This window comes from Burkholderia sp. SRS-W-2-2016 (genome assembly GCF_001931485.1).
In the GTDB taxonomy this organism is placed as follows: Bacteria; Pseudomonadota; Gammaproteobacteria; order Burkholderiales; family Burkholderiaceae; genus Paraburkholderia.
Genome location: NZ_MSDV01000046.1, coordinates 249,269 through 273,595, shown reverse-complemented (window position 1 = coordinate 273,595; position 24,327 = coordinate 249,269). Strand labels below are relative to the sequence as shown.

24 protein-coding genes are annotated in these 24,327 nt (G+C 65.2%); 12 read left to right on the top strand and 12 right to left on the bottom strand.

Annotated features, from left to right (window positions below; all coding sequences use genetic code 11):
- Positions 1 to 103 precede the first annotated feature (103 nt).
- Both BTH42_RS20960 and BTH42_RS20955 read left to right on the top strand, forming a co-directional pair.
- A complete protein-coding gene (locus BTH42_RS20960) occupies positions 104 to 1,840 on the top strand; it encodes a proline--tRNA ligase (RefSeq protein ID WP_075302920.1) in 1,737 nt (578 codons plus the stop codon).
- A gap of 12 nt (positions 1,841 to 1,852) precedes the next feature.
- Positions 1,853 to 2,452 carry a MarC family protein gene (locus BTH42_RS20955; RefSeq protein ID WP_075302918.1) on the top strand — a complete coding sequence of 200 codons (600 nt, stop codon included), beginning with the start codon at positions 1,853 to 1,855 and terminating at the stop codon, positions 2,450 to 2,452.
- 138 nt (positions 2,453 to 2,590) lie between these two features.
- Here the strand turns inward: BTH42_RS20955 and BTH42_RS20950 are convergent, their stop codons facing one another.
- Positions 2,591 to 3,142, bottom strand: coding sequence for a hypoxanthine-guanine phosphoribosyltransferase (locus BTH42_RS20950; RefSeq protein WP_075302916.1), 552 nt, complete (start codon positions 3,140 to 3,142; stop codon positions 2,591 to 2,593).
- A gap of 154 nt (positions 3,143 to 3,296) precedes the next feature.
- Complete coding sequence (gene ffh, locus BTH42_RS20945) at positions 3,297 to 4,664, bottom strand: signal recognition particle protein (RefSeq protein WP_075302914.1); 1,368 nt, start codon at positions 4,662 to 4,664, stop codon at positions 3,297 to 3,299.
- Positions 4,665 to 4,745: 81 nt separating this feature from the next.
- Between ffh and BTH42_RS20940 the strand changes: the two genes are divergently transcribed.
- The 8 genes from BTH42_RS20940 to BTH42_RS20910 all read left to right on the top strand — a co-directional run bounded on the left by BTH42_RS20940 (position 4,746) and on the right by BTH42_RS20910 (position 13,157).
- Complete coding sequence (locus BTH42_RS20940; protein WP_075302912.1) at positions 4,746 to 5,669, top strand: inner membrane protein YpjD; 924 nt, start codon at positions 4,746 to 4,748, stop codon at positions 5,667 to 5,669.
- Positions 5,670 to 5,679: 10 nt separating this feature from the next.
- A complete protein-coding gene (locus tag BTH42_RS20935) occupies positions 5,680 to 6,021 on the top strand; it encodes a PP0621 family protein (protein ID WP_075302910.1) in 342 nt (113 codons plus the stop codon).
- On the top strand, positions 6,018 to 6,614 hold the full coding sequence (ampD, locus tag BTH42_RS20930) for a 1,6-anhydro-N-acetylmuramyl-L-alanine amidase AmpD (RefSeq protein ID WP_075302908.1): 597 nt from the start codon (positions 6,018 to 6,020) through the stop codon (positions 6,612 to 6,614). Before BTH42_RS20935 ends, ampD begins: the two co-directional genes overlap by 4 nt.
- 523 nt (positions 6,615 to 7,137) lie before the next feature.
- Positions 7,138 to 10,161, top strand: a complete 3,024-nt coding sequence (locus tag BTH42_RS20925; protein WP_075302906.1) for a ribonucleoside-diphosphate reductase subunit alpha — start codon at positions 7,138 to 7,140, stop codon at positions 10,159 to 10,161.
- 132 nt (positions 10,162 to 10,293) lie between these two features.
- A complete protein-coding gene (locus BTH42_RS34920) occupies positions 10,294 to 10,815 on the top strand; it encodes a hypothetical protein (RefSeq protein WP_143752145.1) in 522 nt (173 codons plus the stop codon).
- Positions 10,816 to 10,826: 11 nt separating this feature from the next.
- On the top strand, positions 10,827 to 12,059 hold the full coding sequence (locus BTH42_RS20920) for a ribonucleotide-diphosphate reductase subunit beta (RefSeq protein ID WP_075303030.1): 1,233 nt from the start codon (positions 10,827 to 10,829) through the stop codon (positions 12,057 to 12,059).
- A gap of 88 nt (positions 12,060 to 12,147) precedes the next feature.
- Positions 12,148 to 12,465 (top strand): hypothetical protein, encoded by a 318-nt coding sequence (locus tag BTH42_RS20915; protein WP_075302904.1) that lies wholly within the window; start codon positions 12,148 to 12,150, stop codon positions 12,463 to 12,465.
- 29 nt (positions 12,466 to 12,494) lie between these two features.
- Positions 12,495 to 13,157, top strand: a complete 663-nt coding sequence (locus tag BTH42_RS20910; RefSeq protein ID WP_075302902.1) for a histone H1-like DNA-binding protein — start codon at positions 12,495 to 12,497, stop codon at positions 13,155 to 13,157.
- Positions 13,158 to 13,425: 268 nt separating this feature from the next.
- On the opposite strand, the gene BTH42_RS20905 is transcribed toward BTH42_RS20910, so the two are convergent.
- The 10 genes from BTH42_RS20905 to BTH42_RS20860 all read right to left on the bottom strand — a co-directional run bounded on the left by BTH42_RS20905 (position 13,426) and on the right by BTH42_RS20860 (position 22,025).
- Entirely contained in the window at positions 13,426 to 13,902 is a 477-nt protein-coding gene (locus tag BTH42_RS20905) for a glycine zipper 2TM domain-containing protein (protein ID WP_075302900.1), read from the bottom strand.
- A 25-nt stretch (positions 13,903 to 13,927) separates the two neighbouring features.
- Positions 13,928 to 14,866 (bottom strand): carbohydrate kinase family protein, encoded by a 939-nt coding sequence (locus BTH42_RS20900; protein WP_075302898.1) that lies wholly within the window; start codon positions 14,864 to 14,866, stop codon positions 13,928 to 13,930.
- 102 nt (positions 14,867 to 14,968) lie between these two features.
- On the bottom strand, positions 14,969 to 15,469 hold the full coding sequence (tpx, locus tag BTH42_RS20895; protein WP_075302896.1) for a thiol peroxidase: 501 nt from the start codon (positions 15,467 to 15,469) through the stop codon (positions 14,969 to 14,971).
- Between the two features lie 68 nt (positions 15,470 to 15,537).
- A complete protein-coding gene (locus BTH42_RS20890; RefSeq protein WP_075302894.1) occupies positions 15,538 to 17,160 on the bottom strand; it encodes a zinc-ribbon and DUF3426 domain-containing protein in 1,623 nt (540 codons plus the stop codon).
- A 47-nt stretch (positions 17,161 to 17,207) separates the two neighbouring features.
- Positions 17,208 to 18,110: a 50S ribosomal protein L11 methyltransferase gene (prmA, locus tag BTH42_RS20885; RefSeq protein WP_075302892.1), complete on the bottom strand. Its 903-nt coding sequence runs from the start codon at positions 18,108 to 18,110 to the stop codon at positions 17,208 to 17,210.
- A 3-nt stretch (positions 18,111 to 18,113) separates the two neighbouring features.
- Positions 18,114 to 19,481 carry an acetyl-CoA carboxylase biotin carboxylase subunit gene (gene accC / locus BTH42_RS20880; RefSeq protein WP_075302890.1) on the bottom strand — a complete coding sequence of 456 codons (1,368 nt, stop codon included), beginning with the start codon at positions 19,479 to 19,481 and terminating at the stop codon, positions 18,114 to 18,116.
- A gap of 114 nt (positions 19,482 to 19,595) precedes the next feature.
- Entirely contained in the window at positions 19,596 to 20,063 is a 468-nt protein-coding gene (gene accB / locus BTH42_RS20875) for an acetyl-CoA carboxylase biotin carboxyl carrier protein (RefSeq protein WP_075302888.1), read from the bottom strand.
- 78 nt (positions 20,064 to 20,141) lie between these two features.
- A complete protein-coding gene (gene aroQ / locus BTH42_RS20870) occupies positions 20,142 to 20,597 on the bottom strand; it encodes a type II 3-dehydroquinate dehydratase (RefSeq protein ID WP_075302886.1) in 456 nt (151 codons plus the stop codon).
- Positions 20,598 to 20,806: 209 nt separating this feature from the next.
- Positions 20,807 to 21,355, bottom strand: a complete 549-nt coding sequence (locus BTH42_RS20865; protein WP_075302884.1) for a TlpA disulfide reductase family protein — start codon at positions 21,353 to 21,355, stop codon at positions 20,807 to 20,809.
- Positions 21,356 to 21,374: 19 nt separating this feature from the next.
- A complete protein-coding gene (locus BTH42_RS20860; protein WP_075302882.1) occupies positions 21,375 to 22,025 on the bottom strand; it encodes a UDP-N-acetylmuramate--alanine ligase in 651 nt (216 codons plus the stop codon).
- A 137-nt stretch (positions 22,026 to 22,162) separates the two neighbouring features.
- On the opposite strand from BTH42_RS20860, the gene mpl reads away from it, so the two are divergent.
- Together mpl and BTH42_RS20850 are read left to right on the top strand one after the other, a co-directional pair.
- Positions 22,163 to 23,608 carry a UDP-N-acetylmuramate:L-alanyl-gamma-D-glutamyl-meso-diaminopimelate ligase gene (mpl, locus tag BTH42_RS20855; protein WP_372237276.1) on the top strand — a complete coding sequence of 482 codons (1,446 nt, stop codon included), beginning with the start codon at positions 22,163 to 22,165 and terminating at the stop codon, positions 23,606 to 23,608.
- Positions 23,605 to 24,219 carry a YqiA/YcfP family alpha/beta fold hydrolase gene (locus BTH42_RS20850; RefSeq protein WP_075302878.1) on the top strand — a complete coding sequence of 205 codons (615 nt, stop codon included), beginning with the start codon at positions 23,605 to 23,607 and terminating at the stop codon, positions 24,217 to 24,219. Before mpl ends, BTH42_RS20850 begins: the two co-directional genes overlap by 4 nt.
- The last annotated feature ends 108 nt before the right edge of the window (positions 24,220 to 24,327 follow it).

The window sequence follows — 24,327 nt, the reverse complement described above, 5'->3', positions numbered from 1 at the left end:
TCGAGCGAAGCGCGCCGGCCGCGCGACGGATCCGTGTCGATTTTCCCAACGTTTTCACCTTTTCGGGCGGTCCTTCCGGAGCCGCCGCTTTTGGATAATCTGAATGAAAGCCTCCCGTTTCTTTATCGGCACCCTGAAAGAAGCGCCCGCCGACGCCGAAATCATCAGCCACAAGCTCATGGTGCGCGCGGGCATGATCCGTCGCGTGGCCGGCGGTATCTATAACTACCTGCCGATCGGCCTGCGTTCGATCCGCAAGGTGGAAGCGATCGTGCGCGAGGAAATGAATCGGGCAGGCGGGATCGAGCTGCTGATGCCGGCGGTGCAGCCGGCCGAACTGTGGCAGGAATCGGGCCGCTGGGAAAAGTACGGCCCCGAGCTGCTGCGCTTCAAGGACCGCAAGCAGGCGGACTTCGTGATGGGCCCGACGCACGAGGAAGTCGTCACCGACATCGCGCGCAACCAGATCAAGAGCTACCGTCAGCTGCCGGTCAACTTCTACCAGATCCAGACCAAGTTCCGCGACGAAATCCGTCCGCGTTTCGGCGTGATGCGCGGCCGCGAGTTCATCATGAAGGACGCGTACTCGTTCGATAAGGACGCCGAAGGTCTGCGCGAGTCGTATCGCAAGATGTACGACGCGTACGTGCGCATTTTCACGCGCCTCGGTCTGGACTTCCGCGCGGTCGCGGCCGACAACGGTTCGATCGGCGGCAGCGGCTCGCATGAATTTCACGTGATCGCCGAGACCGGCGAAGACGACATCGCCTATTGCCCGACCTCGGAGTTCGCCGCGAACGTCGAGGCGGCGGAAGCGCTGCCGCTGCTCGCTGAGCGCGCGGCGCCGGCGGAAGACATGAAGAAGACCGCGACGCCCGGCAAGGCGAAGTGCGAGGCGGTCGCCGAACTGCTGAACATTCCGCTCGAGCGCACGATCAAGTCGGTCGTGCTCGCGACCGAGAACGAAGGCGCGCCGGCCACCATCTGGCTGCTGATGCTGCGCGGCGATCACGACCTGAACGAGATCAAGGCGGCCAAGCTGCCCGGCCTCGCTAACTTCCGCATGGCGACAGAAGCCGAGATCGTCGAGACTTTCGGCACGCCGCCGGGCTACCTCGGCCCGATCGGCACGAAGAAGCCGGTCAACGTGATCGCGGACCGCACGGTCGCGAACATGAGCGACTTCGTGGTCGGCGCGAACGAGGTCGACTACCACATCATCGGCGTGAACTGGGGCCGCGATCTGCCGGAACCGGTCGTCGCCGATATCCGCAACGTGAAGAAGGGCGATCCGTCGCCGGACGGCAAGGGCGTGATCGATATCTGCCGCGGCATCGAAGTGGGCCACGTGTTCCAGCTCGGCACCAAGTATTCCGAAGCGATGAACGCGACCTGCCTCGACGAAACCGGCAAGCCGCGGCCGATGGAAATGGGCTGCTACGGCATCGGCGTCACGCGTATCCTGGGCGCCGCGATCGAACAGAACTTCGACGACAAGGGCATCATCTGGCCGGAATCGATCGCGCCGTTCGAAGTCGTGCTGTGCCCGATGGGCTATGACCGCAGCGACGCGGTGCGCGAGCAGGCCGACAAGCTGTACGCGGAACTGGCCGCCGCGGGCATCGACGTGATCCTCGACGATCGCGGCGAGCGCCCGGGCGTGATGTTCGCGGACTGGGAGCTGATCGGCGTGCCGCATCGCCTGGTGATCGGCGACCGCGGTCTGAAGGACGGCAAGCTCGAATATCAGGGCCGTCGCGATACCGAAGCGACGCTGCTGCCGGTCGAGAACGCCGCTCAAACGGTGATCGACAAAGTGCGCGCGGCACTCGCGCGCTAAGCGGAGCGGACAGTGGAGTACACCTTCCTGTCCGCGACCGTGCTGCTGATCCTGATCACCGATCCGCTCGGCAACATCCCGCTGTTCATCAGCTGTCTACGCGGTGTGGCGCCCGAGCGGCGCACGATCGTGATTCTGCGCGAGGTCGCGATCGCGTTTGCGATCCTGCTGCTGTTCATGGTGCTGGGGCAGGGCTTCTTGCGGATCATGAGCCTGTCGGACCAGTCATTGCGGATCGGCGGCGGGATCGTGCTGTTTCTGATCGCGCTACGGATGGTGTTTCCGCATCCGGACGGGCCGTTCGGCGGCGACGCGCGCGGCGGCGAGCCGCTGATCGTGCCGCTCGCGATTCCGGCGCTCGCCGGGCCGTCGGCGTTGGCAACCGTGATGCTGCTGAGTTCGCAGGCGCCGGGCAAGACCTTCGAGTGGATCGGCGCGCTGACGGTCACGATGATCGTCTGCGCTATCGTGCTGATGCTCGCCGAGCGGATTCAGGCGTGGCTCGGCGAACGGGTGATGGCCGCGTTCGAGCGGCTGATGGGACTGGTGCTGGTCGCGATCTCGGTCGAGATGATGCTCGGCGGCATCCGCTCTTTCGTGCACAAGCTGTGACCTGGAGAACCGGCTGCCGGCGCAGCCATGAAAAAAGCGGCCAGTTTTAAAGCTGGCCGCTTTTTTTTCGCCGGCGGGGAAGCCGGCATGCCGCGCTACGGCAACTTCAAACGCCGCGGCGCGCCGAGCCGATGAGGCTCACGCGCCTTCGGTCAGCGCGCGGATAGTCGGCAGATTACGCCAGTACCCCTTCGCATCCATCCCGCAGCCGAACACATAGCGGTCCGGCACTTCGAAGCCGCAATAGTCGGGACGCAGCGGTTTCGCCTTCGGAATGATCTTCTCGCACAGCACCGCGGACATGAAGCGCTTCGCGCCCATCGCGAGGATCCGGTCGCGGATCGCGGCCATCGTCTCGCCTTCGTCGAGGATGTCGTCGAGCACCAGCACGACGCGATCCTTCACCGACTCGGCCGGCGCGACGCGCCACTGCATCTCGTTGCCGCCCTTGGTGGTGTTGCGGTAGCGGGTCAGGTGGATGTAGTCGAACTCGAGCGGGAAATCGAGGTGCGGCAGCAGCATGCCGGTGAACACCGCGGCGCCGCCCATCACCGACAGCACGAGCGGGAAGTCCTCGCTCATCTCGTCGCGGATGGCGCCCGCCATGCGGACGATCGATGCATTGACGTCCGAGGCCGAAACGATTTCTTCGGAGTGTTGAAAAATATGGAGGGCTTCTTCGCGGTTCATGACGTCTGACGGGCGGTAACTGTATACATAGTGTGGGTCGGACCATCCCGGAGGACGATCCTGCGAAGGACGGCGGCACGCGCTACAGAATAAACCCGCGCGGACCCGAAGTCAGCCGCGCGAATCCCAGGTCGCGCGGCGCCGTCCTCAAAGCTTAGCGCATGCCGGGCATCATGCCCTTCATGCCGCGCATCATCTTCTGCAGATTGCCGCCCTTGAGCTTCTTCATCATCGTGCGCATCTGGTCGTACTGATTCAGCATGCGGTTGACTTCCTGCACCTGCACGCCCGCGCCGGCGGCGATACGGCGCTTGCGGGTCGCCTTGATCAGTTCGGGCTTCGCGCGCTCGGCCGGCGTCATCGAATTGATGATGCCTTCCATGCGGCGCATCTGTTTCTCGGCCTGGCCCATGTCGGCGCCAGCCGCGGCCTGCTGGAACTGCGCGGGCAGCTTGTCCATCAGCGACGACAGACCGCCCATCCCTTTCATTTGCGTGAGTTGCGCGCGGAAATCGTTGAGGTCGAAGTCGCCGCCTTTCTTGACCTTGTCGGCGAGCTTCTGCGCGGCCTGCACGTCGACGCCGCGTTGCGCTTCCTCGACCAGCGCGAGAATGTCGCCCATGCCGAGGATCCGGCTCGCCATCCGGTCCGGGTGGAACACTTCGAGGCCGTCGAGCTTTTCGGCGACACCGACGAACTTGACCGGCTTGCCCGTCACATGACGCACCGACAGCGCCGCACCGCCGCGCGAATCGCCGTCGAGCTTGGTAAGCACGACGCCGGTGAGCGGCAGCGCGTCGCTGAACGCCTTGGCGGTGTTGACCGCGTCCTGACCGAGCATCGCGTCGACCACGAACAGCGTTTCGGCGGGCTTCAGCTCGGCGTGCAGCGCGGCGATTTCCTGCATCATCGCTTCGTCGATACCGAGGCGGCCTGCGGTGTCGACGAGCAGCACGTCATGGTAATGACGCTTGGCCCAGTCGACCGCGGCGCGCGCGATGTCGACCGGCTTCTGGTTCGGCTCCGACGGGAAGAAGTCCGCGCCGACCTGCTCGGTCACCGTTTTCAGCTGCGCGATAGCGGCCGGGCGATAGACGTCGCACGACACCGTCAGCACTTTCTTCTTGTACTTCTCGCGCAGCAGTTTGGCGAGCTTGCCGACCGTGGTCGTCTTACCGGCGCCTTGCAGACCCGCCATCAGGATGATGGCCGGCGGCGTAACGGCGAGATTCAGTTCGGACGCCTTGCCTTCGTAATCGCCGCCGATCACCGCGGTCAGCTCGCGCTGCACCACGCCGACCAGCGCCTGACCCGGCGACAGACTGCTGATCACTTCCTCGCCGAGCGCCTTCTCTTTGACCTTGGCGATGAACTCGCGCACGACGGGCAGCGCCACGTCGGCCTCGAGCAGGGCGAGACGCACCTCGCGCAGCATTTCCTGGGTGTTCGCCTCGGTAAGCCGGGCTTCGCCGCGCAGCGTCTTGACGACGCGCGCCATCCGTTGAGTCAGATTGTCGAGCATGGGGAGCGATGAAGGGTGGGGCCCGGGCGACGCGCGAAGTGCGAGACGTCGTGGAGCAGGGGCCTAGTGTAAACTTCGAACATGGATATTGTACTGTATGCCCTCACCGCGCTTCTCTACGGCGGCCTCGCCGTGGCCGGCTGGCGCTCGCACCGCCACGCGAGCGCGCGGCCGCTGCTCGAAAGCGTGCCGCCGCTGCCCGCTCACGCCGCGCCGGGCGCATCGGTCGCCACCGGCATGAGTATGCAGGGGCGGGCGTTGCTGTTCATCGCGCTGCTCGCGCACGGCCTGCTGCTGCACACCACGATCTTCCCGCAGAACGCGATGGTGTTCGGCTTCGCGTTCGCACTGTCGGCGATGTTCTGGCTCGGCTCCGGCATCTACTGGATCGAGAGTTTCTTCTTCCCGCTCGACGGGCTGCGGTTGCTGGTGCTGCCGCTCGCGTGCGTCGCGTCGCTGCTGCCGCTCGCGTTCGGCGGCGTGCGCGTGCTGCCGTATGCGGCCGCGCCGATGTTCAAACTACACTTCCTGATCGCGAACATCGCGTACGGTCTGTTCGCGATCGCGGCGCTGCACGCGGTGCTGATGCTGGCGGTCGAGCGCCGTCTGCATGCGATGCGCGGCGGTCTCGCGCAGCGCCACGCGGCTGCCGCCGGCAACGGCTGGTGGTCGAGCTGGCTCGATACGCTGCCGCCGCTGCTCACGCTGGAGAAACTGCTGTTCCGTCTGATCGGCGCCGGCTTCGTACTGCTCACGCTGACGCTCGTGTCGGGCATTCTATTTAGCGAGCAGTTGATCGACCGCGCGCTGCGGCTCGATCACAAGACCGTGTTCGCGATTCTTTCCTGGCTGATGTTCGGCGCGCTGCTGACCGCGCGCAAGGTGTCCGGCTGGCGCGGCCGTGCGGCGTTGCGCTGGGTGCTGGCGTCGTTCGTCGCGCTGTTGCTCGCGTACGTCGGCAGCCGTTTTGTCTTCGAGGTGCTGTTGCACCGGCCTGTAGTGTGAGCGTGTCTTCATGCGACAAATCTTTCTGCTGATCCTGCTGTTCATCGTCGGCCAATGGCTCGTGAAGGCGCTGCGCCGTCACGACGCGCACAGCGCGCAACGCGGCGGCGGCGCTCGCACCGCGAACGGTGCGGCGAACGGCGCTTCGACGGGTGCCGCGAATGGCGCAGGTGGCGCGCACGGCGCCAATGCGCAAGCGCAGCCGCAACTGCCCGAGCCGATGATCCGCTGCGTCGAGTGCGGCGTGCATGCGCCGAAGAGCGACTCGGTGTCGGTGGCGGGGCAAGTGTTCTGCTGCGCCGCCCACGCGCAGCGCCACAGCGCGCGACCGTCCGGCCGCGACGCGCGATGAGCGGCAGCTATACCGTCGACGCCGACGGTTGGGTGCCCGCCGCCCGCAAGCTGGTCTCGCCGAACTTCGAAGCGCGCCCGCAAGGCGCGGTGCCGACCCTGATCGTGGTCCACAACATCAGCCTGCCGCCGAACCAGTTCGGCGGCAGCGCGATTGCCGAGCTGTTCCAGAACACCCTCGACTGCGACGCCCATCCGTACTACGACACGCATCTGCGCGGCGTGCGGGTGTCCGCGCATTTCGTGATTCATCGCGACGGCGCGCTCGAGCAGTTCGTGTCGTGCAACGAGCGCGCGTGGCACGCGGGGCCGTCGAATTTTTTTGGCCGCGAACGCTGCAATGATTTCTCGATCGGCATCGAGCTCGAAGGCAGCGACACCGTCGCCTTCGAAGCGGCGCAATACCGCACGCTCGCCGCGCTGGTCGACGCATTGAAGGCGCGCTATCCAATCGACGCGCTCGCCGGTCACTCCGACGTCGCGCCCGGCCGCAAGACTGATCCCGGTCCGCACTTCGAGTGGTCGCGGCTGCAAAACGACACGTCGCTCGACGCCCGGTATTTCCCCTATCTCAAGTTTTCCGGAACGCGCTAGGCACCTTTGCGTGCGCTCGCGAGACCCGCGGAGAACGAGGCGCCGCCTCATTCTCCGGGGAGCCCGGCCGTGCCGCGCGTCGCGAAAAGTCAAGATATCGAAGGCAAATAAATCGGTTTGACCTGCCTCCAACTTCCACTATACTTGGTGCCACAAAGCGGGGTGTGCACTATATCTTGTGTTGTTCTGTGTATAACCTTGTGAATAACCAAGTGTATAAGTGTGCGGCGCCCCGCTCCTGGAGCATGGCGCCGCAAGCATTCCGGGCACCGAAAAAATTCCTGGGGCGCGGCCGGTAGGGGGATCTCCGGCCGCATCCAGAAGCATTCAGGAAAGGACCAGCCAGTGATCGCGACCAACCCGATGAAGACCGACATCAAATCGAATCAGGCTTCCTCGCAGTCGCATCCCGCCAACCGGCGTAGCCGGCCTTTCCGCACCCTATCGCTCGCGCTCGCGGCGGCGCGGCGTTCGATTTAATCCGCGGCACTCGCCGCAATTTCCAAGACCAGGAGCTTTGCAAATGCAAACCACCGACAACGTGACGACCCGTTACGAAGGCTCACCGGCTGGCCAGGCCTTCGGCCAGGACCAGGGCGCACAAGCGCTCGCGCCGCAGGCGAACTACGCCGACTACAAGGTGATCCGCCGCAACGGCAGCGTGGTGTCGTTCGAGCCGTCGAAAATCGCGATCGCCGTGACGAAGGCGTTCCTCGCCGTCAACGGCGGGCAGGGCGCGGCGTCGGCACGGGTGCGCGAACTGGTCGAGCAACTCACGCAGAACGTGGTGCGCGCGCTGGTGCGCAGCCGCCCGAACGGCGGCACGTTCCACATCGAAGACATCCAGGATCAGGTGGAACTCGCGCTGATGCGCGGCGGCGAACACAACGTCGCGCGTGCGTACGTGCTGTATCGCGAGAAGCGCAACCAGGCGCGCGCGCATGACGAGCAGGCAGAGCCGGCCGCCAGCACGCCGGGCCTGAACGTGACCGACAACGGCATCACCCGTCCGCTGGATCTGGCCGCGCTGCGCGGCATCATCGAGTCCGCCTGCGCGAACCTCGGCGACGCGGTGAGCGCCGATCCGATCGTCGCGGAAACGGTGAAGAACCTGTACGACGGCGTGCCGATGAGCCAGGTCTACGACTCGGCGATTCTCGCGGCCCGCACGATGATCGAAAAAGACCCGGCGTATAGCCAGGTCACCGCGCGCATCCTGCTGCACACGATCCGCCGCGAAATCCTCGAAGAAGAAGTCACGCAAGCCGAAATGGGCATGCGCTACGCCGACTACTTCCCGCAGTTCATCAAGCGCGGCATCGGCGCGGGCCTGCTCGACGACAAGCTGCAGCAGTTCGACCTGAAGCGCCTCGGTAACGCGCTCGACTCGAACCGCGACCTGCAGTTCGGCTACCTCGGTCTGCAGACGCTGTACGACCGCTACTTCCTGCATCACGACGGCGTGCGGATCGAAATGCCGCAGGCATTCTTTATGCGTGTCGCGATGGGCCTGTCGCTGAACGAGATCGACCGCGAAGCGCGCGCGATCGAGTTCTACAACATTCTGTCGAGCTTCGACTTCATGTCGTCCACGCCGACGCTGTTCAACTCGGGCACGCATCGCTCGCAGCTGTCGTCGTGCTACCTGACCACGGTCGACGACGACCTCGACAGCATCTACGAAGCGCTGAAGGAAAACGCGCTGCTGTCGAAGTTCGCCGGCGGTCTGGGCAACGACTGGACCCGCGTGCGCGCGCTCGGCTCGCACATCAAGGGCACCAACGGCAAGTCGCAAGGCGTCGTGCCGTTCCTGAAGGTTGTCAACGACACGGCGGTGGCCGTGAACCAGGGCGGCAAGCGCAAGGGCGCGGTGTGCGCGTACCTAGAGTCGTGGCACCTCGACATCGAGGAATTCCTCGAGCTGCGTAAGAACACCGGCGACGACCGTCGTCGTACGCACGACATGAACACCGCGAACTGGATTCCCGACCTGTTCATGAAGCGCGTGATGGAAGGCGGCGAATGGACGCTGTTCTCGCCGTCCACCTGCCCGGACCTGCACGACAAGTTCGGCGCCGAGTTCGAAACGGCTTACACCGCCTACGAAGACAAGGTCGCGCGCGGCGAGATCAAGCTGTTCAAGAAGCTTCCGGCGGCGCAGCTGTGGCGCAAGATGCTGGGCATGCTGTTCGAAACCGGCCATCCGTGGATCACCTTCAAGGATCCGTGCAATGTGCGCTCGCCGCAACAGCACGTCGGCGTGGTCCACTCGTCGAACCTGTGCACGGAAATCACGCTGAACACCAGCGACTCGGAAATCGCCGTCTGTAACCTCGGTTCGGTGAACCTCGTCGCGCACCTGAAGGAACAGGCCGACGGCACGCTCGCGCTCGACCACGACAAGCTCAAGCGCACGATCAGCGTCGCGATGCGCATGCTCGACAACGTGATCGACATCAACTACTACGCGGTCGCCAAGGCCCGTAACTCGAACCTGAAGCACCGTCCGGTCGGCATGGGCATCATGGGCTTCCAGGACTGCCTGCACCTGCTGCGCACGCCGTACGCGTCGCCGGAAGCAGTCGAGTTCGCCGACCGTTCGATGGAAGCGGTCTGCTACTACGCGTACTACGCGTCGACCGAACTCGCCGAAGAGCGCGGCCGCTACTCGAGCTACCGCGGCTCGCTGTGGGACCGCGGCATCCTCCCGCAGGATTCGGTCAAGCTGCTGGCCGAAGCGCGCGGCGGCTACGTCGAAGTCGATTCGAGCGAATCGATGGACTGGACCTCGCTGCGCTCGCGCATCGCAACCTACGGGATGCGCAACTCGAACTGCGTGGCGATCGCGCCGACCGCGACGATCTCGAACATCATCGGCGTGTCGGCCTGTATCGAGCCGACGTTCCAGAACCTGTACGTGAAGTCGAACCTGTCGGGCGAATTCACGGTGGTCAACGACTACCTGGTGCGCGACCTGAAGGCACGCGGCCTGTGGGACGAAGTGATGGTCGCCGACCTGAAGTACTTCGACGGCACGCTGTCGCGCATCGACCGCATCCCGGCCGACCTGCGCGCGATCTACGCAACGGCGTTCGAAGTCGATCCGACGTGGCTCGTCGAGGCGGCCTCGCGTCGTCAGAAGTGGATCGACCAGGCGCAGTCGCTGAACATTTACATGGGCGGCGCATCGGGCAAGAAGCTCGACGAGATCTACAAGCTCGCATGGCTGCGCGGTCTGAAGACCACCTACTATCTCCGCACGATGGCGGCGACGCACGTCGAGAAATCGACGGTCGCGCACGGCGCGCTGAACGCGGTGAGCTCGGGTCATGAAGGTTCGGGCGGCGCAGGCGGCGCGGCTGGCGGCGGCTTCGGCGTGAGCGGCGGCGCGGGTAACGCGGCAGGCGGCTTCCAGGCAGCGGCTGCAGCAGCTGCGGGTATGGCGGCTTCGGCAGCGGCAGTCGAAGCAGCGCCCGAAGCGGAAGGTCCGGTTTGCATGATGCGTCCGGGCGATCCTGGCTTCGACGAGTGCGAGGCTTGCCAGTAAGCAGGCGGCAAGTAGCGGGAGCGTTGCTTGCTAACTGCACACGAGGTCGTAGGTGATGACCCGCATGCAGCGAGCGACGCTCGTCGCGATTCACGCAGGTGCAGTAGAGCAGTAGATGTAGTTCGATGAACGGTGGGGCAGATCGAAGTCGCGCCGTTCATCGATGCAGCAAAGCAGTCGGCAGGTCGTAGTCGGTTTCGGTTTGTAACGCACGCGATGAAGCAGCAACAGGCGGCAACGAAACAGCGGTCACGACACAGCAGCCGCCCACCGACGAAGCGCGCAACACCGCGCGCAGCAGCGCCTTCGAACTCATTCGCGAGCGCGCACGCAACACGGTCGACGCAGCACACCGGACACTCGCGATCGAGCGATGCGCTCAGCAGCGAGCCGGCAACGAATAGCAACTCACTGCGCAGCAACGCACTGCGCAACAAGATAGAAAGAGCCGCGAAACGTCACGACGAAACGTTGCTCTTCGAGTTCGCGAAGCACCTCTTCAACACAGCTTCAACACACGTCACTCGACGCATCGCAGAGAGTCGGTTGAACAAAGTGTTGTATGAACGTAGCAACGCGAATCGAAAACAGGAATTTTCATCAGCGAACTCTTTTATCGCTCGTGAAAAGATGGTACAAACCGTTCTAAATTGATGGTGACATTTATGCTCAACTGGGATGACGAGATCACTGCCGTAACTCCCTCGAGCGCGACGCAACCGAACGTGTTGCGCAACGCTGCTGGATCGGCTGTGGGTTCGCAAATCGGAACGCGTTCCGCTCCTCACGCTCCCTCGGCTCAGGAAGTCTTCGCGAACGACATCGCTGTCGCTCCCGTCGCTCATGCAGCCAACCCGGTCGCCGGCGCCGCTGCTTCCGAAGCGCGCGTCAATGTCGCCGACAAACGCATCATCAACGGCCAGACCGACGTCAATCAGCTGGTGCCGTTCAAGTACAAGTGGGCGTGGGAAAAGTATCTGGCTGGTTGCGCCAACCACTGGATGCCGCAGGAAGTGAACATGTCGCGCGACATCGCCCTGTGGAAAGACCCGAACGGGCTGACCGAGGACGAGCGCCGCATCGTCAAGCGCAACCTGGGCTTCTTCGTGACGGCCGACTCGCTCGCCGCCAACAACATCGTGCTGGGCACCTACCGCCACATCACGGCGCCCGAATGCCGCCAGTTCCTGCTGCGCCAGGCGTTCGAAGAGGCGATCCACACGCACGCTTACCAGTACATCGTCGAATCGCTCGGTCTCGACGAAGGCGAAATCTTCAACGCGTATCACGAAGTCACGTCGATCCGCGCGAAAGACGAATTCCTGATTCCGTACATCCACGTGCTGACCGATCCGGCCTTCAAGACCGGCACGCTCGAAGCAGACCAGACGCTGCTGCGCTCGCTGATCGTGTTCGCCTGTGTGATGGAAGGGCTGTTCTTCTACGTCGGCTTTACGCAAATCCTGGCGCTCGGCCGCCAGAACAAGATGACCGGCGCGGCGGAGCAGTACCAGTACATCCTGCGTGACGAGTCGATGCACTGCAATTTCGGCATCGACCTGATCAACCAGATCAAGCTCGAAAACCCGCACCTTTGGACGGCTGAATTCCGCGCTGAAATCCGCGCGATCTTCCAGCAGGCGGTTGAACTCGAATATCGCTACGCTGAAGATACGATGCCGCGCGGGGTGCTCGGCCTGAACGCGTCGATGTTCAAGAGCTATCTGCGCTTCATCTGCAACCGCCGTTGCCAGCAGATCGGTCTCGATCCGCTGTACCCGAACGAGGAAAACCCGTTCCCGTGGATGAGCGAGATGATCGATCTGAAGAAGGAACGCAATTTCTTCGAGACGCGAGTGATCGAATACCAGACTGGCGGTGCGCTCTCCTGGGAGTAAGCCGGGATTTCGCGTCGCAGATGTATTCATTGATGGGGGTGCCGCCGGCCGAGGTCGCGGCAACCTGGATTAGGAGCAGAACGGCCTGATGCAAAGCGTGTCCGGTGCCTTGGCGGCCCACAAACATGACAGGCACTTTGCGGACCCTTCAGTGGGATGGGCAAACTTCCCCCCGGAAAAAGCCGTTGGCGTGAGCGCCGGCGGTTCGATCAAGCAATTGCCGGCGTCGCCCAGCGACGTCGACCAGATCTGGCGCGCGGTGCCTTGGGGCACGGCGCGCCTTACCGCATTCATTAGCGTAAGCGCGCGGCACCTGCGTACGCCGATGAATAGCCCGCTTCGTAGCGCGCGCCCTGAGAAGCGTCTGCGGGAAGCGGGTTTTGACGAAGGGTGTAGTTTGAACTGACCTCATCTGAAAACCTGAAGGAGAAAATGATGGCAACTGCAAAGAAGGCCGCGGCCAAGAAGCCCGCAGCGAAGAAGACCGCAGCCAAGAAGGCTGCTCCGGCGAAGAAAGCAGCACCGGCCAAGAAGGTCGCTGCCAAGAAGGTCGCAGTGAAGAAGGTTGCAGCGAAGAAAGTCGCGGTGAAGAAGGTTGCTGCGAAGAAGGCAGCGCCGGCGAAGAAGGCTGCTGCAAAGAAAGTCGCGGCTAAGAAAGTCGCGGTGAAGAAGGTTGCAGCGAAGAAAGTCGCAGTGAAGAAGGTTGCTGCGAAGAAGGCAGCACCGGCGAAGAAAGCCGCGGTGAAGAAGGTTGCAGCGAAGAAGGTCGCGGCGAAGAAGGCACCGGCAGCCAAGAAGGTTGCAGCGAAGAAGGCAGCGCCGGCGAAGAAGGCCGCACCGGCTAAGAAGGCAGCCGCCAAGAAGGCCGCGCCTGCGAAAAAGGCTGCCGCGAAGAAAGCTGCACCTGCCAAGAAGGCTGCCGCGAAGAAGGCCGCTGCGCCTGCGAAGAAGGCTGCTCCCGCGAAGAAGGCTGTCGCCAAGAAGGCAGCGCCTGCTCCCGCTGCGCCTGCTGTCACGAGCGCGGCTCCGGCGGCGACGGTGAAGACCGCGCTGAACCCGGCAGCGGCATGGCCGTTCCCGACGGGCAGCCGTCCGTAAGCAGTAGTCGTACCTCGGCACATCGATCGATGTGCCGGCTGACCGGGTCGTGCTGGCGCTGCAGCGAGCGCCGCCCGGTCGATGTCCCGTTACCGGCTTGCCGGTGGCGGGATTTTTTTTGCCCGGCGCGTGCATGGGCCGCTGAGCGGCGCCCGGACGAAAAAACACGCATGGGCCCGTGAAGGCGCATGCGTGTGAGTTCGTCGTCGCGGCGCGTCGGCCTGAGCCGTACGCGGCCGCGCGAGAGAAGGGCAGGCCTGGCGGCCGCTTAGTGGGTCACGCGGGTGACGCCGCCGCTCGAGAGCAGCCGCACGCGATCGCCGGCGCGGAAGATCTCGCCGGTGGAAGTTTGCGTGATCGCACGAATGTCGCCGTTGTCGAGCCGCACGGTGATCTCCAGACCGTCGCGCATCGCGACGCTGTTCTCGACCGCGTTGCCGGCCACCGCGCCACCGATACCGCCGACGATGCCGGTGGCGACCGAGCCGCGTCCGCCGCCGATCGCACTGCCGGCGAGCGCGCCGAGCGCGGCGCCGCCGAGTGCGCCGACGCCGCTCGGCTGACCGTTGTTGGAGCTGATCCGCACCGCGCGCACGCTGTCGACCGTGCCGAAGCGAACCGTCTGTTCACGCTGCGCCTGCGACGCGGTGAACACGTCGGGAGAGCTGCTGTTGACCGCGCACCCCGACATGGCCAGCGAACCGGCGATCAAGGTGGCGACGACCAGGCGACTCGTTGTTCTCATTGCCAAACTCCCATAGCTCGCGATATCAGGACAGGTCGTATCCGAAGGCCTGCTTGAACCGCTCGTTGATTTCCGCCCGGGTGGGCGCGTAATTTTGCGGGCCTTGCTGTTCGATTTTCAATGCCCCCATCAGGCTGGCGAGACGGCCGGTGGTGGCCCAGCCGAGACCATTCTCGATACCGTACAGCAAGCCGCCGCGAAATGCATCGCCGCAACCGGTGGGATCGAGTACCTGTTTGGCCTGCACCGCCGGAATCTCTTCGATGCCGCCGGCATGATGGATTCTTGCACCCTTTTCGCCGAGCGTGACGATCAGCGCGTCGACCTTGCCGGCGATCTCGTCGATCGACCAGCCGGTCTTGTTGCTGACCAGCGCGGCTTCGTAATCGTTGACCGCCACGTAAGTGGCAAGTTCAATCATGCGCCGCAGCGTGGCGCCGTCGAACAGCGGCAGACCCTGACCCGGATCGAAGATGAACGGCACGCCCGCTGCCGCCAGCTGTTCGGAGTGCTGAACCATGCCGTCGTAGCCGTCCGGCGCGACGATGCCGAGCGTGATCCCTTTCACTTCGTCGGCGCGGTTCAGGTGCGATTGCATCATCGCGCCCGGATGGAACGCGGTGATCTGGTTGTTCTCGAGATCGGTGGTGATCATCGCCTGCGCCGAGTAGGTGTCCGGCACTACCAGCACGTTGTCCGCCGGCAGACCGAGCGTCGCGAGACGGTCCATGTAGAGCTGCGCGTCGACCGCGCCGATCGCGCCCATGATGCGCGCGTCGCCGCCGAGCAGATGCAGCGCGTACGCGATGTTGCCCGCGCAGCCGCCGAACTCGCGGCGCATGGTCGGCACGAGAAAGCTAACGTTCAGGATGTGGACCTGCTCCGGCAGGATGTGCTCCCGAAAGCGGCCTTCGAAGGTCATGATGTTGTCGTACGCGAGCGAGCCGCAGATGAGCGTAGCCAAGGCGAGCGTTCCTGTTAAAAGCGTTGGAAAAAGCGGCGACGATGCGACAGCGCCGCGCCGAAGTCGAGCTTCGCGCGGCGCTGGGGATCGTGCGCGGCGGGCTTACTTCAGCGCGGCGAGCGCGGCGTCGTAGTTCGGCTCGTTCTTGATTTCGCCGACCAGTTCGGCGTGCACGACCTTGTCGTTTTCGTCGATCACGACGACCGCGCGCGCGGTCAGGCCCGTCAGCGGGCCGCTCGTGACGTCGACGCCATACGCTTGCGCGAATTCATGGCCGCGGAACGTCGAGGCGGTCACGACGTTCTCGATGCCTTCGGTCGTGCAGAAGCGCGACGCGGCGAACGGCAGGTCGCCCGACACGACGATCACCGCCGTGTTGTTCAGCTTGGCGGCCGCTTCGTTGAACTTGCGGGTCGAGGTTGCGCAGGTCGGCGTGTCCAGGCTCGGCACGATGTTGAGCACTTTGCGCTTGCCGGCGAAGTCGGCGAGCGTCAGCGGCTTGAGGTCCTTGCCGACCAGCGAGAACGCGGCGGCCTGCTGGCCCACCGACGGGAACGTGCCGCTAACTTCGATCGGGTTGCCACCCAGCGTGACTTGACTCATGTTTGTGCTCCGAAAGGGCGTCAGTAATGACAATGAAGCGCCCGCTCGAGGCGGGCGCGTGGGCTGCGTTACGGATAGAAAATCTGTACGCGGAAATTGGAGGCGACCGCGTTGCCGGTATCGAGATGCACGATCATCGTCTGCGTGCTGTGCGCAGGCAGGCCGGCCGCGATCACGGTGCCGGGCGGCACGTAATCCTGCGGCCACAGCACGCGCCGCACCGCGACGTTGTTCTGGTCGTCGAGCAGCGTCAGTTCGATAGCGGGGTACGCGAGCGCGAGATTCAGCCGGTTGCGCAGCGGCATTCTCAGTTCGAGCTTGTGCGGGCCGTCGATCTGGCGCAGATCGGATGGCTCGACCAGCAGGCCGTCGATGTCGTGCGGCGGGGTCAACTGACAGCCCAGATGCGCGCATAGCTTCGCGTACACCGCCTGCGAGCCCGGAATCGCGACCTGCACGCTCTCGCGCTGCCACCACGCGAGCTGCGCGAGCAATGCGATCAGCAGCAGTACCGCGAGCACGATGCCGGCCGCGACCCAGCCGGTGCGTCCCGCTTCGGCGGGGCGGGTTTCGCGCGTGACCGGGAACGGTTCGCTGCCGTCGTTGACGGGGCGCACCGAGAACGGCTCGCCGCTCGATGGCGGGGGGGCGGTGCCGCCGCCGGGCGGCCGCGGACCGCGCGGTCCGCCGGCACCCGCGGCCGTGCTTGCGCGTGCTTGTGCGCCTGCACCCGCACCTGCGCCTGCACCGCCCGACGCCGCGGCGCCGAAAGCCGCGCCGGTGGCCGCACCCGCAGCCGCGCCGAAGCTGCCAGGGCCGGCGCCGATCGAACCGAAACGCGGCTCGTTATCGGGGATGCCGTGCAGGCTCGCCGGCTCGCGCAGCTCGGGTTCGTCGAATGCGGACGGCTCCTGGCGGCCGGCCCGGTGCCAGACGCGCGGTGACTCTTCGCGCGGTGTCTCTTCGGCGAATGGCGGCGGCGCGGCAGGCGCGGAGGAGAAGGGCGGCGGTGACGGTGTGACGGGCGGGCGAACCAGCGTGTCGGCGGCCGACGCCGCGGGCGGCGCTGGTGGCACGACGGGTGGCACGAACGGTGGCGCCAGCGGCGGCGCGGCGAGCGTGTCGTCATCCGGCTCGTCGGACGGATAGGCGAACGGTTCGAGCGGCGCGTCGGCGAGCGTCGGTTCCTGTTGATCGGGGGGGAACGGCGCGCTGAAGCCGCCGGCGGGCACCTTCGGCTCGCTCGGCCTCGGCGGTGGGGCGGACGGGATGTCGGCGGGCGGTGAGTGGTAGTCGCTGCCGAGCGGCAGCGGCGTCAACTGCATGCTGTCGGCGTGATGGCGCAAACGGGTGTCGAGCGTGCTGCCGGAGCTGCCGACAGCGCTTCCCGCCGCATGGCCGATCGCCGCACCGGCGGGCGCGTTGCCCGCGGCCGGCGCCCACGGATCCAGAGACTGGCCGCTGAAGTCAGGGCTCGGCTGCTGTGCGCCCGCGAGCGCTTCGACCGCCGAAGCAGCCACCGGTTTAGCAGTAGAGAAGTCGCCGCCTTCGCTGACGTCGAACAGACTGCTCGACGCGTCGAAGACTTCCTGGCAATGCCCGCAGCGCACGAGACCGCGGCGCTGCGCAAGTTGTGCCGGTTGCAGGCGGAAAACAGTTTCGCAGAAGGGACAACGCGTCGCCAGAAGCATATCGAGCCGTTGAGCCAGGGGCCGTTGGTTTGACAATACGCCTTATTCTAATGGCTTTCGCGACGCGTTCCGGCGAGGCACACCCAACCTTCGTGCTCGCGCCACACGCTGATGTCGATCCAGCGCGCGTACACCTGCGCGACTTCGTCTGCCTGGCGCGCAAGGATGCCCGACAGCGCGATGCGGCCGCCCGGCTTGACCTTCGACGCCAGCATCGACGCCATCAGTTTCAGCGGGTTCGACAGGATGTTCGCGACCACCACGTCGAACTCGCCGGCCGGACATGCATCGGGCAGCCCGTAGGTGACTTCGGCGCGATTGCGCTCGCTATTGTGGCGTGCGGATTCGACCGCCTGCGGATCGATGTCGATCCCGAACACCGGATCGGCGCCGCACTTCTTCGCGAGGATCGCGAGAATGCCCGAGCCGCAACCGTAGTCGAGCACCGACTGGCCGGCCTTGACCGATTGCTCGATCCATTCCATGCACAGACGGGTAGTGGGGTGGCTGCCGGTGCCGAACGCGAGGCCCGGATCCAGTTCGAGCACGAGCGCGTCGGGGTCCGGCGCGTCGTGCCACGACGGCACGACCCAGATCCGTTCGCCGATCTGGATCGGATCGAACTGCGACTGCGTGAGCCGCACCCAGTCCTGCTCTTCGACTTCGCGCACGCTGAACGCGGGCGCGGCGTCGAGGCCGATCTCGTTGGCCGCGGCGGTCAGCAGCACCGCCGGGTCGTGTTCCGGCGCGAGCAGCGCGATCACGCGCGAGCGCTGCCATGCGGTGCGATCCGGCGTCAGACCGGGCTCGCCGAACAGCGGCTGTTCGTCGGGCGTGTCGGCGTCCGCGTCTTCGACCGACACGGACAACGCACCCAGCTCGAGCAGCGCGTCGGAGAATTCCTCGGCGTGCTCGCGCGCCAGTTCGGCGACCAGTTCCCGATAGCTCATGACTTAGGCTTCTTCCGGCGCAACCTGCTGACGCGCGGCCAGCCGGTTTTCGAGGTAGTGAATGCTGGTGCCGCCTTCGACGAACTTCGCGTCCAGCATCAGCTCGCGATGCAGCGGGATGTTGGTCTGAATCCCTTCGACCACCATTTCCGACAGCGCGATGCGCATCCGCTTGATCGCCTGTTCGCGGGTCGCGCCGTAAGCGATCAGCTTGCCGATCATCGAATCGTAGTTAGGCGGCACGAAATAGCCGTTGTACGCATGCGAATCGACGCGGATGCCGGGGCCGCCCGGCATGTGCCACGAGGTCAGTCGACCCGGCGACGGCGTGAACTTGAACGGATCTTCAGCGTTGATCCGGCATTCGATCGCATGACCGCGGAACTGGATGTCGCGCTGACGGAACGTGAGCTTCTCGCCGGCCGCGATGCGGATCTGTTCCTGCACGATGTCGACGCCGGTGATCAGCTCGGTCACCGGGTGCTCGACCTGCACGCGCGTGTTCATCTCGATGAAGTAGAACTCGCCGTTTTCATACAGGAACTCGAAGGTGCCCGCGCCGAGATAACCCATCTTCTTGCACGCGTCCGCGCAGCGATCGCCGATCCGGTCGATCAGACGGCGCGCGATACCCGGCGCCGGCGCTTCCTCGATCACCTTCTGGTGACGGCGCTGCATCGAGCAGTCGCGCTCGCCGAGCCACACCGCGTTGCGGAACGAGTCGGACAGCACCTGAATTTCGATGTGGCGCGGGTTCTCGAGGAATTTCTCCATGTAGACCTGCGGGTTGCCGAACGCACGGCCGGCTTCCTCGCGGGTCATATTGACCGCGTTGACGAGCGCCGCTTCCGTGTGGACCACGCGCATGCCGCGGCCGCCGCCGCCGCCGGCCGCCTTGATGATGACCGGATAGCCGATCTGGCGGGCGATCTTGACGATCTCTTTCGGATCGTCGGGCAGCGCGCCTTCCGAGCCCGGCACGCACGGCACGCCGGTCTTGATCATCGTCTGCTTCGCGGTGACCTTGTCGCCCATCATGCGGATCGTTTCCGGACGCGGGCCGATGAAGGTGAAGCCGGACTGCTCGACGCGCTCGGCGAAGTCGGCGTTCTCCGACAGGAAGCCGTAGCCGGGGTGGATCGCTTCGGCGTCGGTGACTTCGGCCGCGCTGATCAGCGCCGGCATATTCAGATAGCTCAGCGGCGAGGGTGCCGGTCCGATGCAGACCGCCTCGTCGGCGAGCTTCACGTACTTGGCTTCCTTGTCGGCTTCCGAATAGACGACGACCGTCTTGACGCCGAGTTCGCGGCACGCGCGCTGGATACGGAGCGCGATCTCGCCACGATTGGCAATGAGGATTTTTTCAAACATAGCGGGTTTTCGACTCATCAATGGGCGCCGGGTCGTTCAGGACGCCGGCTGCCGCAGAGGATCGGTCGCGCGCCTCGGGAAGCGGCGCGCGGGCGGCAAATAGTGCGTGCCGCGTTAGCCGACCACGAACAGCGGTTGGCCGTACTCGACCGCCTGGCCGTTTTCGACGAGGATTTCCTTGACCACGCCGGACTTGTCCGACTCGATCTCGTTGAGCAGCTTCATCGCTTCGATGATGCAGATCGTCTGGCCTTCCTTGACCGTATCGCCGACCTGCACGAACGGATCGGCGCCCGGCGACGGCGCGCGGTAGAACGTGCCGACCATCGGCGAGGTCACCACGTGGCCCTGCGGCGCGGCGGCGGCCGGCGCGGCCGGTGCGCCCGCGGCTGCCGCGGCTTCGCCGGCGACCGGAGCCGCTTGCGGGAATTGCGGGGCGGCGTAGGCGGCGGACGGCTGCACGTAAACCGGCGGCGCATTCTTGACGATGCGGACCTTGCCTTCGCCCTCGGTCACTTCGAGTTCGGAAATACCGGACTCCGAGACGAGGTCGATCAGAGTTTTGAGTTTACGTAGATCCATCAGGGTGCCCCTTTCAATGCGTAGTGTGCCGGCGCATGCAAGTGTGCAGTTGCCGGCTCAAATTGGACGTGTTTGGATTCAGTCGCGCGACGAACCGGCCTTGAGCCGGTCGAGCGCGAATTCGAGCGCGTACAGATACCCCTTCCAGCCGAGGCCGCAAATCACGCCCTCTGCCTGGTCGGAGAAATACGAGTGATGCCTGAACGGTTCACGACGATGCACGTTCGACAGATGAATCTCGACGAACGGAATGCCCACCCCCGCCAGTGCGTCCCGGACCGCGACGCTGGTATGCGTGTACGCGGCGGGATTGATCAGTATGAAATCGGTCTTTTCAGTCCGGGCGGCCTGAATGCGGTCGACCAGCGCGCCTTCGTGATTGCTCTGGAACGACGCCAGTTCGACGCCTGCGTCCGCGGCCCGGTCTGCCAGCGCCTGATCGATCTGCGGCAAGGTCACGCGACCGTAGACCTCAGGTTCCCGGGTGCCGAGAAGATTGAGGTTGGGTCCGTGCAGTACCAGCAGTCGCGTCATGGTCGCTTCTATTTCCGTGGAATTGGGCGCACTTTAGCGCTGATTAGAGAAACTTGTCTAGTTTCCCGTAAATAGGCGGGACGCGCCGGCGCTCGCCGCGCGCCGGCTGCAAAGCCAACTTCACTCAAAGTCGGGAAATTCCCGTGCATTTTTACTCGTTCTGCACGGAATCGGACAGCAAAATAAACGACGGGAGAAATTGCGGAAACTTACAGAGTGTCGAGCGTCTGGCGCAGCGCCTTTGCGTCGATCTGGCCCAATTTTGTCGAGCGAATGTTGCCTTTTGCGTCGATCACGACGGTAAACGGTAACCCGCCCGCGTTATTTCCGAACGCGCGCGCGAGATCGGCGCCGCCGAAACCGGTCACGTAGATCGGGTACGCGACCTTGACCTTCTGCAGGAACGTCTGGATGTTCTTTTCGGAGTCGACGCCGAGGCCGACGAACTGGATGCCCTTGCTCGCGTACTCGCGCTGGATCTGCGACAGCTCCGGCATTTCCTCGACGCACGGGCCGCACCACGAGGCCCAGAAGTTGACGACGATCGGATGGCCCTTCAGGTGAGTGAGCGACTGCGGCTTGCCGTCGACGCCGGTCACCGGCGCGTTCCATAACTGTTGCACCGCGCCCTGATGGTTGTCGGGCTGCGCCGCGTACGCGACTTCGGCGTCGCGATTGAACCAGTGATTGGCCGCCACGCCGCCGCCCGCGGCGATCACCGCGACGACCGCGCCCGCCAGAATCCGTCTCGTATTCATCGTGCCCTGTTCAGTCTGTTCAATTGATGAAGGAGGTGAGTTCGTCGCCGTCGAGCAGCGCCTGCACCGCCTGCAGATTGGCCCGCGCGGTACGGCCGCGCGCGTCGGCGCGCACCGCGCCGCGCAGGTCGTCGGTCTCGTACAGAGCGAGGTGGATGCCGACCGGGTCGGCCGCGCGCTCGCCGGGCGGACGCCACAGGAAGCTCAGCGTCTCCACGTAGCCGCGGCCCGCGAAGTGGCGTGTTTCCGATACGTCGTACTGGATGTTCGCATTCAGCAGATAAATCGCGACTTCCTTTGGGTTGTCGCAGAACACCTGCAGATGCACGTCCGAATATTCGCCGGCCGTGCCGCCGAGCACCGCGCCGGTCAGATACGGATTGAACGGCGCAAGCCGCTCCATCCAGTCGACCGCGACGACGCGCAACCGGCGCAACAGCGCCGGCTGGCTGTCGCCCTGAAAGAGCGACTGATATTCACGGATTTCTTCTTCGATCTGGTCGTTGTCGGGCAGCCATTCGCCGGCCACCCGGGTCTCGCCGACGACCTGCCGGGCCGCTTTGCGCTTCGCGGTGGCGTAGTCCAGACCGTCTTCGGCAATCAGGCGCGCAGCCGCAATGGCGATTTCCTCGCGCACGCGCTGCGGGTCGAAATGTGATTTGCGAGCCATCCGTCAATGATACTAGATCGGCCCTGGCGACGCGGCAGCGCGCCCCGGCGCAAGCCTCTCCGGGCGCGGCCCCAAGCGGCGGCCCGCGCCGCGTCGGTTACAATAGGCGTCCTTTGCAGACGGCCGTTCCGGCCGTCCTGCGGCGCTCCCATCCCTCGCAAAACACGCCCGCGCGGCACGACAGGCTTATGCACATCCACATCCTCGGCATCTGCGGCACCTTCATGGGCGGCCTCGCGGTGCTCGCGCGCGGCGCGGGCCACACGGTGACCGGCTGCGACGCCGGCGTCTATCCGCCGATGAGCACCCAGCTCGAGGCGCAAGGCATCGGACTGATCGAGGGTTACGACGCGGACCAGCTGAACGGCCTGAACGCGGACCTGTTCGTGATCGGCAACGTGGTCACGCGCGGCAACCCGCTGATGGAAGCGATTCTCGACCGCGGCCTGCCGTACGTGTCCGGTCCGCAATGGCTCGGCGAGCACGTGCTGAACGGCAAATGGGTGCTGGCGGTGGCCGGCACGCACGGCAAGACCACCACCAGCTCGATGCTGACCTGGCTGCTCGAAGACGCGGGCCTCAATCCGGGTTTCCTGATCGGCGGCGTGCCGTTGAATTTCGGCGTGTCCGCGCGCCTCACCGATTCGAGCTTCTTCGTGATCGAAGCCGACGAGTACGACACCGCGTTCTTCGACAAGCGTTCCAAGTTCGTCCATTACCGCCCGAAAACCGCGGTGCTGAACAACCTCGAATTCGATCACGCGGACATCTTCCCCGATCTCGCCGCGATCGAAACGCAGTTCCATCACCTGATCCGCACGGTGCCGGGGCTTGGGCGCGTCGTCACCAACGGCCGCGAGGACGCGCTGGAGCGCGTGCTGACGCGCGGCTGCTGGAGCGAGGTCGAGCGCTTCGGCGTGCAGGGCGGCTGGGAGATGCAGCCGGCCGAGCCGGGCGTGCCGGTCGACGAACGCTTCGCGGTCTATCACAACGGCGAGCGCGTCGGCGTGGTCGACTGGCAGGTGCAGGGCGAGCACAACCGGATGAACGCGCTGGCCGCGATCGCCGCCGCGCGCCACGTCGGCGTGCCGCCCGCGCAGGCCGCGAAGTCGCTGTCGAGCTTTCGCAACGTGAAGCGGCGGATGGAAGTGCGCGGTAGCGTCGACGGCGTGACTGTATACGACGACTTCGCCCATCATCCGACCGCGATCGAAACCACGCTGGCCGGGCTGCGCGCGCGCGTCGGCCGCGACAACACGCGGATTCTCGCGGTGCTGGAGCCGCGCTCGAACACGATGAAGCTCGGCGTGATGAAGGCGCAACTGCCGGCGAGCCTCGAAGATGCCGACCTGGTGTTCGGCTACGGCGCGCCGAGCGGGCGCGACGCGCTCGGCTGGAATCTCGGCGACGCGCTCGCGCCGCTCGGCGGCCGCGCGCAGGCATTCGACAATCTCGACGCGCTGGTCAAGGCGGTGGTCCACGCGGCCCGCCCCGGCGACCAGGTTCTGGTGATGAGCAACGGCGGCTTCGGCGGCGTGCATCAGAAGCTGCTCGACGCGCTGTCCGCGCGAGGCGCGTCGTGATTCTCTATCTGCACGGTTTCCGCTCGTCGCCGAATTCGTTCAAGGCGCGCGTGCTCGCCGCGCATCTGGCCGAACTCGGCCGCGCCGACGAATGGTGCTGTCCGATGCTGCCGGTGTCGCCGTTCGAGACGGTCGCGCTTGCCGAGAAGCTGGTCGCCGAGGCTCGCGGCAAAGGCGGCGCGCAGCGTGTGACGGTGATCGGCAGCTCGCTGGGCGGCTATTTCGCGACTCATCTGGCCGAGAAGCACGGCTGGCCGGCCGTGCTGCTGAACCCGGCGGTCGTGCCGCAGCGCGACCTCAGCGCGTATCTGGGCGAGCAGCCGTTGTGGCATGGCGGCGGCAGCATCGTGGTCGAGCCGCATCATCTGGATGAATTGCGCGCGCTCGGCGTCGCGTCGATTACGCGCCCCGAACGCTATTATCTGGTGGCCGCCACCGGCGACGAAGTGCTCGACTACCGCGAAATGCTCGCGCATTATCCGGGCGCACGCACCACGCTGATCGAAGGCAGCGACCACGCGATCAGCGAGTTCGCGCAGTACCTCGATCAGGTCGTGGCGTTCTGCGACGCCGCGCACGCGGTGCCGCCGGCGCCGCAAGCGACCGTCTGAGCAGGCCGGCCACCGGCGGCGGAACACGCACCGGTCGCGCGCGACAAAAGCTATATATACCCGGGCGGCCGCGGCGTGATGCGGCCCCCAGTCGCCGGACACAAAATT

Bases quoted from the DNA above. Each gene is read 5' to 3' on its own strand.
- BTH42_RS20960 (WP_075302920.1), top strand. From the start codon at position 104: ATGAAAGCCTCCCGTTTCTTTATCGGCACCCTGAAAGAAGCGCCCGCC.
- BTH42_RS20950 (WP_075302916.1), bottom strand. From the start codon at position 3,142: ATGAACCGCGAAGAAGCCCTCCATATTTTTCAACACTCCGAAGAAATC.
- ffh (WP_075302914.1), bottom strand. From the start codon at position 4,664: ATGCTCGACAATCTGACTCAACGGATGGCGCGCGTCGTCAAGACGCTG.
- BTH42_RS20940 (WP_075302912.1), top strand. From the start codon at position 4,746: ATGGATATTGTACTGTATGCCCTCACCGCGCTTCTCTACGGCGGCCTC.
- BTH42_RS20935 (WP_075302910.1), top strand. From the start codon at position 5,680: ATGCGACAAATCTTTCTGCTGATCCTGCTGTTCATCGTCGGCCAATGG.
- ampD (WP_075302908.1), top strand. From the start codon at position 6,018: ATGAGCGGCAGCTATACCGTCGACGCCGACGGTTGGGTGCCCGCCGCC.
- BTH42_RS20925 (WP_075302906.1), top strand. From the start codon at position 7,138: ATGCAAACCACCGACAACGTGACGACCCGTTACGAAGGCTCACCGGCT.
- BTH42_RS20920 (WP_075303030.1), top strand. From the start codon at position 10,827: ATGCTCAACTGGGATGACGAGATCACTGCCGTAACTCCCTCGAGCGCG.
- BTH42_RS20915 (WP_075302904.1), top strand. From the start codon at position 12,148: ATGCAAAGCGTGTCCGGTGCCTTGGCGGCCCACAAACATGACAGGCAC.
- BTH42_RS20910 (WP_075302902.1), top strand. From the start codon at position 12,495: ATGGCAACTGCAAAGAAGGCCGCGGCCAAGAAGCCCGCAGCGAAGAAG.
- BTH42_RS20905 (WP_075302900.1), bottom strand. From the start codon at position 13,902: ATGAGAACAACGAGTCGCCTGGTCGTCGCCACCTTGATCGCCGGTTCG.
- tpx (WP_075302896.1), bottom strand. From the start codon at position 15,469: ATGAGTCAAGTCACGCTGGGTGGCAACCCGATCGAAGTTAGCGGCACG.
- BTH42_RS20890 (WP_075302894.1), bottom strand. From the start codon at position 17,160: ATGCTTCTGGCGACGCGTTGTCCCTTCTGCGAAACTGTTTTCCGCCTG.
- prmA (WP_075302892.1), bottom strand. From the start codon at position 18,110: ATGAGCTATCGGGAACTGGTCGCCGAACTGGCGCGCGAGCACGCCGAG.
- accC (WP_075302890.1), bottom strand. From the start codon at position 19,481: ATGTTTGAAAAAATCCTCATTGCCAATCGTGGCGAGATCGCGCTCCGT.
- accB (WP_075302888.1), bottom strand. From the start codon at position 20,063: ATGGATCTACGTAAACTCAAAACTCTGATCGACCTCGTCTCGGAGTCC.
- aroQ (WP_075302886.1), bottom strand. From the start codon at position 20,597: ATGACGCGACTGCTGGTACTGCACGGACCCAACCTCAATCTTCTCGGC.
- BTH42_RS20865 (WP_075302884.1), bottom strand. From the start codon at position 21,355: ATGAATACGAGACGGATTCTGGCGGGCGCGGTCGTCGCGGTGATCGCC.
- BTH42_RS20860 (WP_075302882.1), bottom strand. From the start codon at position 22,025: ATGGCTCGCAAATCACATTTCGACCCGCAGCGCGTGCGCGAGGAAATC.